The 17,883-nt window shown below is 59.6% G+C and carries 12 protein-coding genes; 9 read left to right on the forward strand and 3 right to left on the reverse strand.

Annotation, left to right across the window (positions count from 1 at the left end; all coding sequences use genetic code 11):
• Window positions 1–53 precede the first annotated feature (53 nt).
• From WA070_RS19180 to WA070_RS19190, 3 genes are all read left to right on the forward strand, one after another.
• The gene (locus WA070_RS19180) at window positions 54–1,082 is read left to right on the forward strand and encodes an arabinan endo-1,5-alpha-L-arabinosidase (protein WP_422635515.1); all 1,029 of its coding nucleotides are present in this window, start codon (window positions 54–56) and stop codon (window positions 1,080–1,082) included.
• A 55-nt stretch (window positions 1,083–1,137) separates the two neighbouring features.
• Window positions 1,138–2,565, forward strand: coding sequence for a family 43 glycosylhydrolase (locus WA070_RS19185; protein WP_422635550.1), 1,428 nt, complete (start codon window positions 1,138–1,140; stop codon window positions 2,563–2,565).
• 252 nt (window positions 2,566–2,817) lie between these two features.
• Entirely contained in the window at window positions 2,818–5,655 is a 2,838-nt protein-coding gene (locus tag WA070_RS19190) for a TonB-dependent receptor (protein ID WP_422635516.1), read from the forward strand.
• Between the two features lie 109 nt (window positions 5,656–5,764).
• Here WA070_RS19190 and WA070_RS19195 read toward each other — a convergent pair whose 3' ends face one another.
• Window positions 5,765–7,396: a Na+/H+ antiporter gene (locus tag WA070_RS19195; protein WP_422635517.1), complete on the reverse strand. Its 1,632-nt coding sequence runs from the start codon at window positions 7,394–7,396 to the stop codon at window positions 5,765–5,767.
• 602 nt (window positions 7,397–7,998) lie between these two features.
• Between WA070_RS19195 and WA070_RS19200 the strand changes: the two genes are divergently transcribed.
• From WA070_RS19200 to WA070_RS19215, 4 genes are all read left to right on the forward strand, one after another.
• Window positions 7,999–9,267, forward strand: coding sequence for a tyrosine-type recombinase/integrase (locus tag WA070_RS19200; RefSeq protein WP_422635518.1), 1,269 nt, complete (start codon window positions 7,999–8,001; stop codon window positions 9,265–9,267).
• Between the two features lie 55 nt (window positions 9,268–9,322).
• Complete coding sequence (locus WA070_RS19205; RefSeq protein ID WP_422635519.1) at window positions 9,323–9,661, forward strand: type II toxin-antitoxin system RelE/ParE family toxin; 339 nt, start codon at window positions 9,323–9,325, stop codon at window positions 9,659–9,661.
• A 4-nt stretch (window positions 9,662–9,665) separates the two neighbouring features.
• A complete protein-coding gene (locus WA070_RS19210) occupies window positions 9,666–9,989 on the forward strand; it encodes a DNA-binding protein (protein WP_422635520.1) in 324 nt (107 codons plus the stop codon).
• 425 nt (window positions 9,990–10,414) lie between these two features.
• Window positions 10,415–10,603, forward strand: coding sequence for a hypothetical protein (locus WA070_RS19215; RefSeq protein ID WP_422635521.1), 189 nt, complete (start codon window positions 10,415–10,417; stop codon window positions 10,601–10,603).
• Window positions 10,604–10,652: 49 nt separating this feature from the next.
• On the opposite strand, the gene WA070_RS19220 is transcribed toward WA070_RS19215, so the two are convergent.
• On the reverse strand, window positions 10,653–11,987 hold the full coding sequence (locus tag WA070_RS19220; protein ID WP_422635522.1) for an LLM class flavin-dependent oxidoreductase: 1,335 nt from the start codon (window positions 11,985–11,987) through the stop codon (window positions 10,653–10,655).
• Between the two features lie 222 nt (window positions 11,988–12,209).
• Between WA070_RS19220 and WA070_RS19225 the strand changes: the two genes are divergently transcribed.
• Together WA070_RS19225 and WA070_RS19230 are read left to right on the forward strand one after the other, a co-directional pair.
• The gene (locus WA070_RS19225) at window positions 12,210–13,154 is read left to right on the forward strand and encodes an ABC transporter substrate-binding protein (RefSeq protein WP_422635523.1); all 945 of its coding nucleotides are present in this window, start codon (window positions 12,210–12,212) and stop codon (window positions 13,152–13,154) included.
• The gene (locus tag WA070_RS19230; RefSeq protein WP_422635524.1) at window positions 13,151–15,439 is read left to right on the forward strand and encodes a molybdopterin-dependent oxidoreductase; all 2,289 of its coding nucleotides are present in this window, start codon (window positions 13,151–13,153) and stop codon (window positions 15,437–15,439) included. The genes WA070_RS19225 and WA070_RS19230 overlap by 4 nt, the downstream gene beginning before the upstream one ends.
• A gap of 46 nt (window positions 15,440–15,485) precedes the next feature.
• On the opposite strand, the gene WA070_RS19235 is transcribed toward WA070_RS19230, so the two are convergent.
• Window positions 15,486–17,864 carry a TonB-dependent receptor gene (locus WA070_RS19235; protein WP_422635525.1) on the reverse strand — a complete coding sequence of 793 codons (2,379 nt, stop codon included), beginning with the start codon at window positions 17,862–17,864 and terminating at the stop codon, window positions 15,486–15,488.
• Window positions 17,865–17,883: the final 19 nt, after the last annotated feature.

The following is a 17,883-nucleotide window of genomic DNA, read 5'->3' on the forward strand; positions in this document are numbered from 1 at the left end:
GCCTCGTTTGGGCGCCTGCGCGGGGGCACGTTACATATATTGGAGAAGGTCGCATGACGCGGCAGATCATCATGACGTTGGCGCTGCTGACAGCCGCCATCCCCGCTTGGGCACAGCGGCCTGCGCCCACCCCCGTCGGCGCGACGCTGGGCAGCCGCCTGTCGGGCGACCTGACGCCGACGCATGATCCGGTCATCGCGCGCGAAGGCGACGTCTATCATGTGTTCAGCACGGGTCATGGCCAGCGGTTGATCGAAACGCGCACGTCGCCCGACCTGATCCACTGGACCGCCGGCGCGCCGGTCTTCACGACCTTGCCTGATTGGGCCAAGGCGGCGATTCCGGGCAGCGAGGGTATCTGGGCGCCCGATATTGCCTATGTGAACGGGCGCTATCGGCTCTATTATTCGGTCTCCACCTTTGGATCGAACCGGTCTGCGATCGGCCTGGCCACCAGCGCGACGCTGGACCCCAAGGCGAAGAATTTCGGATGGCGCGACGAAGGCATGGTCGTGATGTCCACCAAGGACGATGATTATAACGCGATCGATCCCAATTTCATCGTCGACCGGGATGGCCGCCACTGGCTGTCGCTGGGCAGTTTCTGGACCGGGATTAAACTGTTCGAACTGGACCCGAAAACCGGCAAGCCGCTGGACGCGAAGACGCCCATTTCCATTGCCCGCCGCCCTGCCCCCGTCGGCGCGCCCGCGCCGGTGGAAGCGCCCTTCATCATCGACCATGGCGGCTATTATTGGCTGATGGTCAGCTATGATTATTGCTGCAAGGGCGTGAACAGCAGCTACTACACGGTGATGGGCCGGTCGAAGGCGATCAGCGGCCCCTATCTGGGCAAGGATGGCAGCGCGCTGATGGAAGGGGGCGGCACGATATTCCTGCGCGCCGACCTTCAGGAACAGCAGCGCTGGCGTGGTCCGGGCCATGCGGGCTGGCTTCACGACAAGGATGGCCAGGATTATGTCGTCTATCACGCCTATGACAAGCAGGCCGACGGCGCGCCCACGCTGCGCATCGCGCCCGTGCGTTGGGGTGCGGATGGATGGCCCGTCGCGCAATATTGATCGTAATTAGTCCGACTATATCTATGCAGGACGTAGAGTTTCAGGAGATATAATGATGCGTTTCGCCCTCTCCCGCCGTGGCTTTATCGGCACGGCGGCTGCGCTGTCGGCTGCGCCGATGGCCACCCGCGCCGCCGTGGATACGCCCGCCGCGCCGGTTCCGGTCAATCCGCTGGTCAAACAGCGGGCCGATGCGCAGATATTCCGTCACGACGACGGTTTCTATTATATGACCGGATCGGTCCCCGAATATGACCGGCTGGTGCTGCGCCGGTCGAAGACGATCGCGGACCTGACCACCGCGCCGGAAGCGGTACTGTGGCGGCATGAAAAGACCGGGCCGCGTTCGGGCTTCCTCTGGGCGCCCGAACTGCATCTGATCGACGGCAAATGGATCGTTTATTTCGCCGCTGGCCCGAGCGGTGGCGGCGATGACGTGTTCCGCATCCGCAGCTATGCCGTCGTGTGCGACGGCGCGGACCCGATGACGGGAAAATGGAGCGTGCTGGGCGAATTGCAGACGCCATGGGACAGTTTCAATCTGGATTCGACCAGCTTCGTGCATAAGGGCGTGCGTTATATCGCCTGGGCGCAGCGCGAGCCGGGGATCGACAGCAACAGCAACCTCTATATCGCCAGGCTCAAGACGCCGCTGATGCTGGCGGGCAAGCCTACCCGGCTGACCGTGCCGACGCTGGAGTGGGAGACGCTGGGCTATAAGGTCGCCGAAGCGCCCGCTGTCCTGCACCGCAAGGGGCGGTTGTTCATGACCTATTCGGCGAGCGCCACCGATGCGCGCTATTGCCTGGGCATGCTGAGCGCGGACGAGAATGCGGACCTGCTGGACGCCAAAAGCTGGACCAAGTCGCCCCAGCCGGTGTTCCAGACCTGCAAGGAAACCAGCGTATTTGGCCCCGGCCACAACAGCTTTACCGTGGACGAACAGGGCCGCGACATGCTGGTCTACCATGGCCGCGATTATGAGGCGATCAAGGGTGATCCGCTGTTCAACCCGGATCGGCATACGCGCGTCCAGCGGCTCTATTATACCGCCGAGGGGATGCCCGATTTCGGCGTGCCGGTGGGCAACGGCCCCCTGCCCGAGCGTTTCATTTCCGCCGTCGATCCCAAAATGCTGCTGGCGCATGAGGGAACACAACTGGTGGCGGGCAACCCTGCGTTGCCGCAGACGCAGTTTCGCCAGTTGCCGGGCCGGGCGGGTAAGCAAAGCGTCATGCTGTCGCCCATATTGATGCCCGATCATTATCTGGTCGCGGACAAGGACGGGGCCGTGACGATCCAGCAGGATCAGAAGAGCGCCGATTTCGCGCTGCGCAGCCAGTTCGTTCGTCTGGCCGATGCGCGCAGCGGGACGGTACGCTTTGCCGCTATTTCCGCACCGGGCAAGGCGCTGGGCGTGGCGGGGAACCGTATCCGTCTGGTCCCCAGCCGTGACGCTACGGCAAGGTGGCGTGCCGACTGATTATTTCGACAGAGTCCGACAATTGAAAATGGCAAAGCGGGCCGGTCATCTTGCGATGGCTGGCCCGCTTCCTTAAACGCCAATGCCCCAAGGCCAATGAATATCAGCATAAACGTTGCGGCAAGAATGTCACAACTGAGGCACATCCCGTCTTTGCCGCAAAAATCATCCTTGCGAATCCCCTGTTCGGACAATAATTAGTCCGAGTAATGGACGCATGGCCGATGGCCAGCATCAGGGAGGATTTCTGACATGGCCGTCAAGCCGATCGCACTGGGTTCCGCATCGTTGCTCGCACTGATGCTCGCTGGCGCTGCGCAGGCGCAGACTGCTCCAGTCACGCCACAGGCAGGAGCCGACGCGGAAGCCGCCGATATCGTTGTGACCGGCGTACGCGCGTCGATCGTCGGCGCGCTGAACGTCCGCAAGAATTCGACGCAGATCGTCGATTCGATCGTGTCGGAAGATGTCGGCAAGCTGCCCGACAATAATGTCATCGAAGCGCTTCAGCGCGTTACCGGCGTGCAGGTGACCAACCGCACCGGGGGCGAGGCGGCGGGCATTTCGATCCGCGGGTTGCCCGACGCACTGACCACGCTTAACGGCCGCAATATCTTTACCTCGACCGGCCAGGCCTTTTCGTTGCAGGATATTTCAGCGAATCTGGTCAACCGGGTCGATGTCTATAAGACGCGATCGGCTGACCAGATCGAAACTGGCCTTGCCGGGCAGGTCGATGTCCAGACCCGCCGCCCGTTCGATTTTGACGGCTTTGCCATTTCGGGTCTGGCACGCGGCATCTACAACGAGCAGGCCGACAGCTATAACCCCAACGTCGCGCTGCTGGTCAGCGATCGTTGGGAAACCGGCATCGGCGACATCGGTATTTTGGTGAACGGCAGCTACACCCGCACCAAATATCGCGATCAGACCGTCACAGCGGGTGCATTTGTGCCGTTTGCGACCCTGACCCCTGCCGCAGGCACCGGCCTTGATGGCTTCCAGCGCATCTTCCCCGCCGGTCGCGATCCTATCACTGGCCAGTTCGCGCAGGTTCCAGGACAGGGCGAATGGATTCCCGGCCTCGATCGCGGCCTGTCGACGGCGGCTGGTGCGACGATGAAGGTCAATGGCGTCGATACCCCCTATTATCTGTCGCGCGACGCCGCGTTCAGTTCCGACCTTTACGGCAAGCGCGAGCGGCCTTCGTTCAACGTCGCGCTGCAATGGGCGCCCAACAGCAGTTCGGTCTATACAGCCGAAGTCTTTTACGCCGGGTTCCGGGGCGAGACGTTCAACAGCCTGCAATTCAGCTTCGTGGATTTCTGGGCCAATCCGCAGGCGCCGACGCTGTATGACGGCACCAACATCGTCAAGGCGCGCACCGCCAATTCGGTGTTCGGTTTCAACAGCGGCGATTATAACAAGAGCAAGACCGACAGCTTCGTCTATGCACTGAACGGCAAATGGGATCTGGGCGATCGCGGCAAGATCGTCGGCGACATCGCCTATCAGACGAGCAAGGTGCAATCGTCGTTCATGGCGATGCGTACGACGCGCGTGGCCGACACGATCAATGTCGATTTCAACGCGGGCGGCGGCATTCCGTCCTATCATTTCAACGACGACAGCCTGCTCAACGACACCAGCATCTGGAACGTCGCGGAATTTTACGACAATGCCAATCGCGACAAGGGCAGCGCCATCACTGGCACGCTCGATGGTTATTATACCTGGGACGATGGCTTCATCCGTCAGGTGAAGACCGGCATCCGCATCGACCAGCGCAAGGCGTCGAGCGCACTGCGCACGCAGGATCGGGGTGGTCCGCTGGTGGCGACCACGCTGGCGGGGCTGGGCGAAGGCGCGAGCTTTACCAACGACGATTTCTATCAGGGCCGGGCAGACGTGCCGACAAGCTGGACGCTGGCGAACGGATATTGGCTGCACGACAATGCCGACAGGGTGCGCGGGCTGTACGGCCTGCCTACGTCCGACCGGCTATCGCTGCAAAAGACGTTCGACATCGATGAGAGCACCATCGCCATGTATGTGCAGGCCGATGGCGAGGTATCGATCTTCGGTCGCCCGCTCAAGCTGCAGGCCGGTGTGCGCTATGTCACGGTCGATACGGACTATAATTTCTTCGACCGATATAATGCCGGGGCGCAGACCAGCGTATCGTCGGGGTCGGACCGGTTCCTGCCCAGCTTTACCGCGCGCTACGAGGTTTTCGACAATCTGCGCCTGCGCTTCAACTATGGCGAAACGCTGCGTCGGCCTAATTTCGGCGACATCAATCCCAACTATAACCTGACCGGCGATCTGACCAATGTCGGTTATGGCAGCGGCACGGCGGGCACGGCGAACCTGGCGCCCACCCATTCGAAGAATTTCGACGTGGCGCTGGAATGGTATTTCGATCGCAACAGCGCGATCACCGTCACTGGATTCCGCCGTGAAGTTCAGGGTCTGGTCGTGCCGCTGACCATTCAGGAGTTCATCCCCAACAATGGCATCCAGGCGGGCGCGACGAACAATTTCGCAATCACCCGTCCGGTCAATGCATCGGACGGCGTGTTGAAGGGCGTAGAATTGGGCCTGACCTACTTCCCATCCTACCTGCCCGGCCCGCTCAACGGCCTGGGCTTCGTGGGCAGCGTGACGATCCTGGACTCCAAGCAGAATATCCCGCAGTCGGACGCAGCAGGCAACATCGTGGGTCAGGCGACATCGTCCTTCTTTGGCGTCTCGGACCTGAGCTACAACGCGACGCTCGCCTATGACAACGGGCCAATCGGCGCGCGCCTGTCCTATATCTGGCGCAAGGAGTTTCTGGCCAACAACGAAGCGCGGCTGTTCGCCAATCCGATCGGCGTGTGGCGCAACCCGGAAAAGAGCCTGGACCTCCAGCTGACCTGGAACCTCAACGATCGTCTGGGCGTGACGTTCGATGCAGTGAACCTGACCAAGTCGAAGCAGCAGACCTATTACAAGTTCGAGGATGTCGGCGGACCAGAGCAGTTCAACCTTGGCACGACATTGCTGTCACGCACCTTTGCGCTCGGCGTCCGCTACACGTTCAAATAACTATCGAGGTGCCCAAGGGGCGTGGCGTCTCCTTGCCATGTCCCACAGAATGGCGGTCGGTCCGGGGATTTCTCCACCCCGGATCGGCCGCCATTTTTTGTGCCATGCCTTATCTGTAGCGCACTTCGGACAGGTCCAGGTCGCGGATCAGTTTCTGGGCGACCTTGCTGCCGATCCTGCCCTTGCGTGCCATGGCGAAGATGGTGTCCCGCTCCGCCTTGATCCCGGCGAGGCGCAGGTCGCGTTCCAGCCCGGCGAGGCGCGCCACTTCGCGCACGTCCTTTTCGTTCTGCGATCGGCTGTCGATGCGCTCGCGATAAAGGTCCATTATGCGGGTGCCCGTGGCGGTGTAGACGTCGGCGTCCGCCCGCCCCTCGGCCAGCCTGTGCTGCGTCTTTTCGATCGCCTTTATCGCCGCCTGCGCCGCCGCCACGCGCACGGCGTCTTCCTGCGCCTGTTCGGACGGTTCGGCAGGCATCGCCAGACCTTTAAGCAGGAGCGGCAAGCAGAGGCTGGCGAGAATGAGGGACAGGATGATGACCCCGGCCGCCAGGAAAATGGCAAGGTCGCGCGCGGGAAAGGCCGATCCGTCGGTCAGCGTCAGCGGAATGGTCAGCACGCCTGCCAGCGTGATCGCGCCGCGCACGCCCGCGACCGACATGGCGGCCATCAGGCGCCAGTCGGGGCGGCGATAGGGCGTTTCTTCCCGCGCGCGGAACAGGGTGAGGCGAAAGGAGATCCACACCCAGGCGAACCGCAGTGCGATCAGCACCAGCATGATCGCCAATATATAGCCGGCGAGCCACCATGGGTTAGCATGGTCGGTGATGCGCACCGTCTGCCGCGCGGCAGTGAGGATGCCAGGGAGCTGCTCACCCAGCAGCACGAAGATGATGCCGTTCAGCGCGAACTGGATCGTGTCCCATACCGAATTGCGGCGCATACGGGTGGCGGGCAGCGCCTGACGCGATATTTCGGCAAAGGTCATCGTCACGCCCGCCGCCACCGCCGCGAGAATGCCCGAACAATGGAAGGTTTCGGCGATGATGTAGGCGGCGAAGGGGATGAGCAGGCTGATGAGCACCTGCGAGCCGATGTCTTCGCCGAAGCGGGACGATATCCATGCCTTGGTCCGGGTGACGGACAGGGTGACGATGACGCCAACTGCGATCCCACCGATGGCAAGCCACAGGAAGCTGAGGCTTGCCTGACCGATGGAGAAGCTGCCGGTGAGCGCCGCTGCAATCGCGAAACGCAGGCAGACAAGGCCCGACGCATCGTTGAGGAGCGATTCGCCCTCCAATATGTGCATCATGCGCTTGGGGATAGGCACGCGCGCGGCGATGGCGGACACGGCGATCGGATCGGTGGGCGACACGACGGCGGCCAGCGCGAAGGCGACGGCCAGCGGCATTGCCGGGATCAGCCAGTGAATGAAGAAGCCGACCCCGACGACGGTCAGCAGGACGAGGCCAAGCGCGAGTTCAAAGACGGTCGATACGTCCTTGAGCAGTTCATCCTTGGGGATGCGCCAGCCGTCGAGGAACAGCAGCGGGGGCAGGAACAGGAGCAGGAACAGTTCAGGGTCAAGTTCGACCCGAAGGCTGGAGGCCAGACCGATCATATAGCCCAGGGCGATCTGCACCAGAGGCGTTGGCAGGGATAGCGGCAGCATGCGCGAGATGGCGCTGCTGACCACCACGGCGACCAGCAAAATCAGGACAATCGAGACAGTTTCCAACAATCAGCTCCAAAGCACGTCAGCGGTCAGGACGGGCTTACAGAGGCAACGGGTCGAAACCAAGGCATAGGCGGCTGCTTTTGTCGTCAGGCGCTTGTCTTCCAAAGCGCGGTAGCGCGATAAGCGAAGGGAAATCGATCAGGCGGCAGGACGGCGGTGAAAGCCGTTTCCATTTTTGTTACTGCCCGAAGATGCGGTGCTACATTGCCCGGACAGCTTCTGCGGAAACCGGATTTTCAGTGGCTCAACCTATGCCAGAACCACCCGCAAATACGCGCGCAGCATATTACGTCCTTATTACTTTAAGCTTTTCAGGAGGTCGCGTAATATGAAAACCTGACCCAGTCGCCCCAGAAACCATTGATTTTTCGATGATTTCTGGAGCGGGCGAAGGGATTCGAACCCTCGACCCCAACCTTGGCAATCTGATTCAAATGCTACGCCACAGTTTCCGGTATTACGATTTTATACGATATTTCAATTAGATATTGATTTTCGTCTACCACGTCATATCCTGCAATACGCCACGAAACGGCGTATTTTGGAGACAATATGGAGACAATGGCTGCCGTTTTGAGCTTTGTCTCCAAATGGAGGTGGCGATGCCAACTGCCAAGCTAAACAAGCGTTCGATCGATGCGCTTAAGCCCCCAGAAGAAAAGCAGTTCGTCCTTTGGGACAGTGAGATTCGAGGTTTCGGCGTTCGCGTGCTTCCATCAGGCCTCAAGACATTCATCATCCAGTACCGGAATGCCGAGGGCATCAAGCGCCGCGTCAATATCGGTCGCTTTGGCGTGATCACTGCCGAGCAAGCGCGCGATCTTGCCAAGATCAAGCTCGGCGCGGTTGCCGCCGGGGAAGACCCGGCGGATGACGCTCGCCGCGCCAGGAACGAGATGAACGTTGCTGAACTGTGCGATTGGTATCTTACGGAAGCCCATGCAGGCCGAATCCTCGGTCGACGAAACCGGCCGATCAAGGAGTCCTCACTCGCGATGGATGAAAGCCGAATCCGAACCCACATCAAGCCGCTGCTCGGCAAACGGATCGCCCGTCATCTGACCATTGCTGATGTCGAGGCGATGCAAAACGATGTGGCGACCGGAAAGACGAAAAAGCCTCGACCTGACGGTCGGGGCGGCAAGGCGACCGGGGGCCCCGGTGTCGCAGCACGCTGCCTAGCGACCCTTCAGGCCATCTTGGGCCATGCAAAGCATAAAGGCTTACTGGCCGAGCATCCTACAAAGGGTGCCAAGAAGCTCGCTGGCAATAAAAAGACGAGACGTCTCAGCGTCGCCGAGATCGAAGCGCTGGGCAAGGCAATGGTCTATGCCGAGCAGCAAGGCGTCAGCCCGACCGGTATTGCCGTCATCAGACTATTGCTGCTGACTGGCTATCGTCGCGAAGAGGGGCAAGCCATGCAGCGGGCATGGGTGAATCCGATGGGAGGCTTCGTCGCTTTCCCTGACACCAAGACCGATGGACAGATCCGAGCGATCGGGCCGGAAGCAATCAAGGTGATCGTGTCGCAGCCGCAGATCACAGGCAGTCCTTATGTGTTCACCGCGACCACCGGGGATGGCCCCTTCACGGCCGTCAGCGCCTGCCTGCAGCGGGTTTGCGGGTTTGCCGGAATTTCGGACGTTACCCCCCATGTTCTGAGGCATACCTTCGCCAGCATCGCAGCTGAACTGGGTTTCTCCGAACTGACGATCCGCGCGATGCTGGGGCACGCTTCGCAAAATGTGACGCAGGATTACATCCACGTCGATGAAGCCCTCAAGCTGGCCGTACGACGGACATCCGACGAGATTGCCAAGCTGCTCGCCCAAGGGGCTGCGAAGCTGGACCGCCTCCGTCTGGTTGCTTGAGCGACAAAGACGACTAGACAAATGGTAACATATACGTTACCAGAAACGTCATGAGTTGATCGTACAGGAGTATATCCGCGAGGACGGATCCAGCCCGTTCCGTTCATGGTTTGACGATCTCGACACCCAGGCCGGGGCTAAGGTGGCGACGGCGATTGTCAGGCTGGAGCTTGGCAATCTGTCGAACGTCAAATGGATCGGCGGCGGTCTCGGAGAATATCGGATCGATTGGGGACCAGGCTATCGGCTTTATCTTGGACAGGATGGAGATGAACTGATCATCCTGTTTGTAGGGGGAACGAAGAAGCGACAGCAGGCCGATATCGATCGTGCCAGCCTGCTGTTGACGGAGTATAAGAGCCGTAAGGCGGCTGCGAAGAAAGCCAAGGGATAGAAAGATGGTACTGACGCGCGATTTCAAGGAGACGGTCAAGGAGCGCGCCGCGCGCGATCCTGCCTTTGCCAAAGCCATGCTCGACGAGGCCGCGACGGCATTCCTTAACGGTGAGCCCCATATTGCACGCCTGATCCTTCGTGACCTAGTGAATGCGTCGGTTGGGTTTGAAGCCTTGGCGGCCCAAACGAACCGGCCGAGCAAAAGCCTGCACCGGATGTTGTCCGAGAAGGGAAACCCCAGCATGGACAATCTGGCAGCCATTTTCGGAGCGGTGCGCGAGCGCCTTGGCGTTGCCATCGTAGCACATGCAGTAGAGCTTGGCTGACTGCTATCGGCACGGAAGCAGAGCCGTTAGTCTATCCCAATCCAAGCCTAATTTCAGAGCGACGACGCGTTCACCGCGCCACGCCCCTACCACCCTGGGGGCTTGCGCAATCTGCTGCTGCCTGGGAGCAAAACCAAAGTTTCCGACCTCTATCTGACTTGGATGACCGTGCCAGCGGCGACAAGCCTGGGGCGATAACGGCCGGTTCGACACATTGTTTGGCATGCTCCGTGCGGACCTGGCACGGTCGGCCTCTACATCGGCCCTAGCGCGCACCTTCCGACCTGCGCACACCACCCCGTGGAACTATCTCCTAAGAGAGGTTGTTTTATCTATCTAAATAGTAGTAATTAGAAGCAGGGCTAGCTTTGCAATCCGATAGAAGGATTCGGGCCAGCCTGATGATTCAATAATGGAGAGTTGATATGGCGATCGACGACCGGCTCTACGCATTGAAGCAGTCAATGGTGAAGGCTCAGAACGACGACACACGCTATGCTGTCGCTGAGACCGTCAGGGACCTAGGATATATCGATTTTCGCGATTTCCTTCAGGCCCGTCCGACCTTATCGCATGTCGAACTTGTCGAGCGGAAATTGAATTCGCACCCCTAGGATGGAACTGGCGGGAAAGAAGCTCTGACTTGATTCCCGCCGGCCTTTTTCAGGCTGCAGTCCTACGCGAACCTGCAACGCTGTACCGGTTGTCAGGCACGTCCAGTCCAAGATGCTCGCGGAAGGTCGTCCCTTCATAGTTCCGACGGAAGAGGCCTCGTGCCTGCAGTATCGGTATTACCTGATCGACGAACAGATCGAGTTGACCGGGTAGTGGTTCGAATATCACAAACCCATCCGCCGCTCCCGCTTCAAACCACTGTTGTAATCGGTTGGCTACAGTCTCCGCCGATCCGACGAAGGCGCCGCGCGGCGTGGCCAGCCGCTCTGCTACCTGGCGCAGGGACAGATTGTCTGCCCGCACTTCCGCCAATATGCGCAGCGTGCTGCTTTGCTGGCTATTGATACCGATATGCTCAACATCCGGGAATGGGCCGTCCAGATCATATTGGCGAAAATCATGATCGTTGAAGGTACGTGACAGGAAGCCAAGACCGGTGTCGATTGATTCCAGCGCTGCCAGTTCATGATAACGGCTCTCCGCATCCTCGTCTGTTTCGCCGATGATTGGCGCAATGCCTGGCAGAATGAAAAGCTTGTCCGGGTCCCGGCCCACGCCCTTGGCACGGGCTTTCACGTCGGCCAGATAGGCCTGTCCCTCCTCAACGGTCGGAGCGTGCGTGAAGATCACTTCTGCCCGGCGCGCAGCAAAGTTGCGACCATCGTCGGATGCCCCGGCCTGAAATATGACCGGCTGCCCTTGAGGCGTGCGCTTGATATTGAGAGGGCCGCGCACCTGGAAAAATTCTCCCCTGTGGTCGAGACGATGAAGCTTTTCAGGATTGACGAACTGGCCGCTGTCCTTGTCTGCGACATGCGCGTCTGCTTCCCAGCTATCCCAGAGCCCCTGAACGACGTCGAGATATTCGCCCGCAATACGATAGCGCAGATCATGCGCGGGATGCTCTGCCTTGCTGAAGTTGGCAGCGGTGTCACCCAACCAGGACGTCACCACATTCCAGCCAGCCCGTCCCCCGCTCAAATGATCCAGTGAAGCGAACTGCCGTGCGACGTTGAACGGTTCGGAGTAGCTGACGGTTAATGTGGCGACCAAGCCGATGCGGCTGGTCGTAGCCGCAAGCGCCGACAGGATCGTAAGCGGTTCGAAGCGGTTGAGATAGTGGGGACTCGATTGTTCCGTTATGGACAAGCTGTCGGCGACGAATAGAAAGTCGAACTTGCCCCGTTCGGCAGTCGCCGCCTGCTTCTGATAGTGCGCCAGACTAGTGCTGGCATTGACGTCCCTGTCGGGATGGCGCCAGTCGTTCCACGTCCGTCCTACGCCATGCAGGATGAAGCCAAGTTTGATCTGCCTGTCCGTCATGTTCGTGCCTTTTTAGAATATGATCATTCCCTCGGCATAGGCGCGCAGCCTAGATGCCGACCAACGCGAAGTTCTGGTCCGCTTATGATTTGGAGAAATAGAGCAGCTGCTATGTGTCGGCAGGATTGAGAAGGATGCAAATTCCTATTTGGCATTGTCATGCCTCGACGGTGTTCGCGACTGCTAATGTCGTAATCTCACTGTCCATGCAGGATTGGTTTCATGCCCATAACCCCGCGTCTTCTAACCCGCCGATCAACCCTGAGCCTCATGGCAGGTGCGGTGACAGCAGCCTGCACCAGCGGCGCAACCCGATCGGGCAAACTGTTCGTCGGCGATCAACGTGGAGGTTCCAGAGTCGTGTTGCAGGGGGCGGACAGGCTGGCCAATGTGCCTTACGAGATTATATGGTCGCAATTTCCCAATGCCGCCCCACTTCTAGAAGCATTGAACGCGGGCGCAATCGATAGTGGCATAGGAGGCGATTCTGCCTTTATCTTTGCCGCCGGAACAGACGCCAAGATCAAGGCGATCGGCGCACAGGCGACGCGGGGCATGGGACCGGTTGTGCTTGTAAGGCGAGATTCGAGGATAGGTTCGCTTGCCGATCTGGCGGGCCGAAAAATTGCAACGCCGCGTGGATCCATCAGTCACAATCATGTGCTCGCCGTGCTGGAAGCCTATGGCCGTCCGTATGATGCGGTCAGCTTCGCTTTTCTATCGCCATCTGACGGGCGCGCTGCTTTGCAAAGTGGGGCAGTCGACGCCTGGGCGATCTGGGATCCCAATGCGGCCATGGCGGAGCAGGAAGGCGCCCGAATACTCCCCGGCAAGAAAGATCTGGTCCCTGGATATGGTCTGATGTTCGGGCGCGAAGGGGCCATCCACGACAAGCGATCGTTGCTTCAGGATTATCACGATCGGCTATATGCCGGATGGGAATGGGCCACGCGCAACCGTGAGGACTATATCGAGCTCATGCACAAGGATACCGGCCTCGCGCGCGACATATTGCGCATCACCCATGGCCGGGCGGATCGCTTCCCTGCCAAGGTTGATGCCACGCTGATCGCGCAGGAGCAGGAGACAGCGGATCGCTACCTGCGCGCTGGCGTCATCAACCGCAAACTGGATGTCGCCGGATTGTTCGACACCAGCTTTTCATGAGTCCGCGCTATTCTGCTGCCCATTGGGGTGTCTATCAGGTTGAGCAGCGAGCGGAAGGATGGCCGCCGCGGTTGACAGCGTTCGCCCAAGATCCCGATCCGCATCCCATCGGCCTGGACCAGTTTGATCAATCTGTCGCGCGGCTGCGCGTTGCACGCCCGGCAGTACGGCGCGGCTGGCTGGAACGACGTTCGCCGACCGGGAGGGGCGAAGAGAGTTTTGTGGAATTGCCATGGGACGAGGCACTGGATCTGGCTGCAGGAGAAATCGACAGAGTCCGCAAATCCTACGGCAACGAGGCGATTTTCGGCGGCTCCTACGGCTGGGGTAGCGCAGGGCGTTTCCATCATACCCAAAGCCAAATCCATCGCTTTTACAATATGATGGGCGGTTACGTCCGTAGCGTAGATAGTTACAGCCTTGGCGCCGGGCGGGTTCTCATGCCGCATATTGTTGCAGGAATGGATGAGAGCAACGTCTCTCACACCAGTTGGGACGTGCTAGCCCAGCATTGCCGATTGTTCGTCAGCTTCGGCGGAGTACCGCTCAAAAATACGCGCGTTTCGTCGAGCGGCGCGGGCCGACACCGGGTCCGCGATGGCTTGCGCGGCCTTCGAAACGCTGGAGGAAATATCATCAATATCGGGCCGGTCGGCGACAATCTGGGCGACGGTGACGCCGCCGAATGGATCGCAATTCGTCCCAATACCGACACCGCCATGATGCTGGCGCTGGCCTGGGTGGTGTTGCACGACCCCCTGTTCGACCGCGGCTTTCTGGACAGCCATTGCGTTGGCTTCGATCATTTCCGAAAATATCTGATCGGCGAGACCGATGGTACGCCCAAGACGCCGGAATGGGCAGCAGCGATAACTGGTGTCGAAGCAGCACGTATTGTAGCGTTGGGCACCGATCTGCTGCGCCATCGAACCATGCTGAATGCAGCATGGGCATTGCAGCGGGCGGCGCATGGCGAACAACCCTTCTGGGCACTCGTCACGCTGGCCGCCATGGTCGGACAGATCGGCCTTCCGGGCGGCGGCTATGGTCTAGGCTACGGCGCGATGAACGTCATGGGCAGCGCGCATCCGCGCTTGCCCGGCCCGGTCTTTCCCCAGGGCAGCAACGGCGTCAGCGCCTTCATTCCCTGCGCACGAGTCGCCGACATGCTGCTGCATCCGGGCGAGCGTTTCACCTATAATGGCGGGAGCTACGTCTATCCTGACGTTCACTTGATCCATTGGGCTGGCGGTAACCCTTTCCACCATCATCAGGACTTGAACCGCTTGCGTCGGGCCTGGGCACGCCCCAAAACCGTCATCGTCCAGGAACCCTATTGGACGCCGGTAGCGCGACACGCTGATATCATTCTGCCCGCGACCATCCCGCTGGAACGCGACGATATTGGCTTTGCAACCCGTGAGGGCTTGTTCGTGGCGATGCGGCAGGCAGTCCCACCGCAGCAGGAGGCGCGCGACGATCATGCTATTTTCGCTGCCCTCGCCGCAAGGCTGGGTGTCGCCGATGCCTTTACCGAAGGGCTAGATACTGTGGACTGGCTGCGACGCATCTACACCGAAAGCGCAGCGAAGATCGCGGCGGAGGGCATCGCTTTGCCCGACTTCGACCTTTTCTGGGAACAAGGGATCATCGATCTGTCCCCGCATGATGCACCCCATATCATGCATGCCGACTTTCGTGAAAATCCGATCGCGCATCCTTTGAGGACGCCGTCAGGGAAGATTGAGATATACTCCCAAACGATCGCCAACTTTGGTCTGGAGGATTGTCCTGGCCATGCAGTTTGGCGCGAACCCTTCGAATGGCTTGGGAGTCAAAAAGCAGTGCGTTATCCATTGCACCTGCTTTCCGACCAGCCCGAACGCCGCCTGCACAGCCAGCTCGACGCCAGCCCCTACAGCCGGGCCGGGAAAATTCAGCAGCGCGAGCCAGTGTTTCTCAATCCGGCAGATGCCGCCGCTCGTAATATTGCAGACGGCGATATAGTGGAGATTTTCAACGACAGGGGACGCTGCCTGGGCGGGGCGCTCGTCAGCGCGGCGATCATGCCCGGCGTGGTGCGCCTGTCGACCGGTGCGTGGTTTGATCCGGGTCCCGATCTGGAGCGGCACGGCAACCCCAACGTGCTGACGCTTGATCGTGGTGCATCCAGCCTGTCGCAAGGCTGCGCGGCCCAGACCTGTCTTGTGGACATTAAGCGGTTCGAAGGGACTGCGCCACCGGTTGAGATATTTGATCCACCAACGATAATCCATTCTGCCTGATGCAACTCTGCTCTCGTCGGTTGAGAGCAGAGCTGGACAGAATAGCCTATAGCTTGCCGCGTAAAGTCAGGCCGTAAAGACGAGGCTCGCCTATCGATGCGAGTGCCACGCCATAGGTGGAGTTGACGGAAATAGTGTTGTAGTAATTTTTGTCGAACAGGTTGCGCACCCAGAAGGACAAATCCCACTTGCCGTCCTGTCGGCGCACACCCGCATGTGTGCCGAACAGGGCAAAGCCCGGTACGCGCGAGAAGGGGTCGAGGTTCACCGTGGCATAATAGCTTGACCGATAGCTGCCATCGCCACCCACATAGACGTCCAGCCCGTTGCCTGCCGAATGGACATATTCCACCGTGCTGCCCAGCGACCATTTAGGTGCGCCCGAAGCCTGCCGCCCTGACAGGTCAACCGATGTCTTGTAGGATTCCAGGAAGGAGGGCACGGCATTGGTATATTTGAGATATTTGGCGTCATTATATGTCGCGGCGAATGTGGCGCTTAGCCCCTCGGCCGGGGCAATACGGGCGTCAAGTTCCACGCCGCGCGAACGCAATGTGCCGACATTGGCGATGTACGATGCAGCAGGCGTCACCAGCGTATTGACGTAATTGGCCTGATAATCCTTGTCCTCCGTCCAGAATAGCGCACCGTTGAGTTCCACCGCGCCACCTGCAAAACGGGTCTTGAGGCCCAGTTCGAACGCATCGACCTTTTCCGGCTTCACGAAAATATCCACGCCCAGCGTCTGCCGCACCAGGTTGATGCCGGGTGACTTATAGCCACGTGAATAGCTGTAATAGGCGTGAGCGCCGTCGGAAATATCCCAGGCTGCGATCAGCGTGCCAGAGATGTTGTCGGTGTTGCGCTTGGCATAATAGCTGCCAGTCGGCGCATAGGCGGCACGAAGCGCGACCGCGGTAGCCTGATATTCGACGGGCAGGCTGGTGATAGAGGCAACGTCTCCGCGCGCTTCTGCCGCATACAAGCCCGTTTTATGCTCATAGGTGTAGCGCAAGCCACCGGTCACCCGGAAATTTGGGGCGATATTCCATGTCGCCTGTCCATAGGCAGCGTAGCTGTGTGTTGCCGGAACTACATGCGCAAAGGATTCAAGACCATCCAGAATCGCAGAAGGCAATGGCGAAACGGATGCGGTCGGCGTATTGGCGGTCCGCAGCCAAGCGACCGCGTCCTTGCCATAGACTGTCCGCTGCTTGTCGTCGGCTTCCTGCCAGAAGAAATAGAGACCGGCACTATAGTCGATTGTACGTTCGCCCGTTGATGCGACACGGAATTCCTGGCTGAACTGCTGCTGATCTGTATCGACAACGCCTAGGGTAGATATTTCGGCACCGATCTGGTCGCCGTCATAATTGGGAATCCATTTCCAGTTGCGATAGGCCGTAATCGACGACAGAGTTATGCCGGACAGATCCAGGTCCGCCTGCGCCTGAAAACCGTAGCTGGGCATCTCGTCATATTGTGAACTATTGAGATCGACCTTGCGATCGAAGGCATTTACCGTGCCCGGCACATAGCCGACGTCGGCGGCGCGACGATAAAAGCCACGAACCTGCGTACCGTTGTTCAGCGTCGTCGGCAGGACAGCGGTGATGCTCTGGAATCCGACATCGCCCTTCTGGATCGAATAATCGGCGATAAAGCGAAGCCGGAAATTGTCGGTCGGCTTGTATAGGAGGTCGAACCGCGCAGAATGGTTGTCGAGATTGTCCCAATCTTTCTTGTAAACCGTATTTTCGATCAGCCCGCCCCGCGACGTGCGCAAATAACTGACCCGTACCGCCAGGTCGTCGCTCAGTGCCGCATTCACGCTGACATAGCCCCGGAAATAGTCATAATTGCCGTAGGATATTTCCGCCCTCGCCTCGTTCGTGAAGGTCGGTGCGCGGGTCTTGATGTCGATCGCGCCGGCTACGGTGTTCTTGCCAAACAGCGTGCCCTGCGGCCCGCGCAGAAGCTGGATGCTCTCCACATCGATGAGGTCGGTGATGACTGATCCGGTGCGCGGCCGATAAACGCCGTCGACATACAAGCCGACGCCCTGTTCCAGTCCGTCGTTCGTGCCGCCCGCATTGGTGCCGATACCACGAATCGTGATGGTCTGATTCCGACCACTGAACCCCTGAATGTTCAGGCTGGGAAGTTGCTGTACAACCTGCTTCAGGTTGAAAGCGCCCTGCGCGCTGATCGTGTCGCCGCTGATCGCACTGATAGCGATCGGCACCTTTTGCGCATCTTCCTGCTTGTAGCGGGCAGTCACGACGATGGCGTCAACGCTCGTTTCAGCGGTGCCATCATCCGGGATGGACGTCTGTCCGCTGGCGATGCCTGGCAGCGCGCAACTCGCCAGCAAAGCAAGAGCGAGGTGAGGCTGCGTGATCCGCTTGTTCTTGAAGCTCAACATAGGTCCCCTTTGGCATGAG

It is taken from the genome of Sphingobium sp., from assembly GCF_049304695.1.
In the GTDB taxonomy this organism is placed as follows: Bacteria; Pseudomonadota; Alphaproteobacteria; order Sphingomonadales; family Sphingomonadaceae; genus Sphingobium.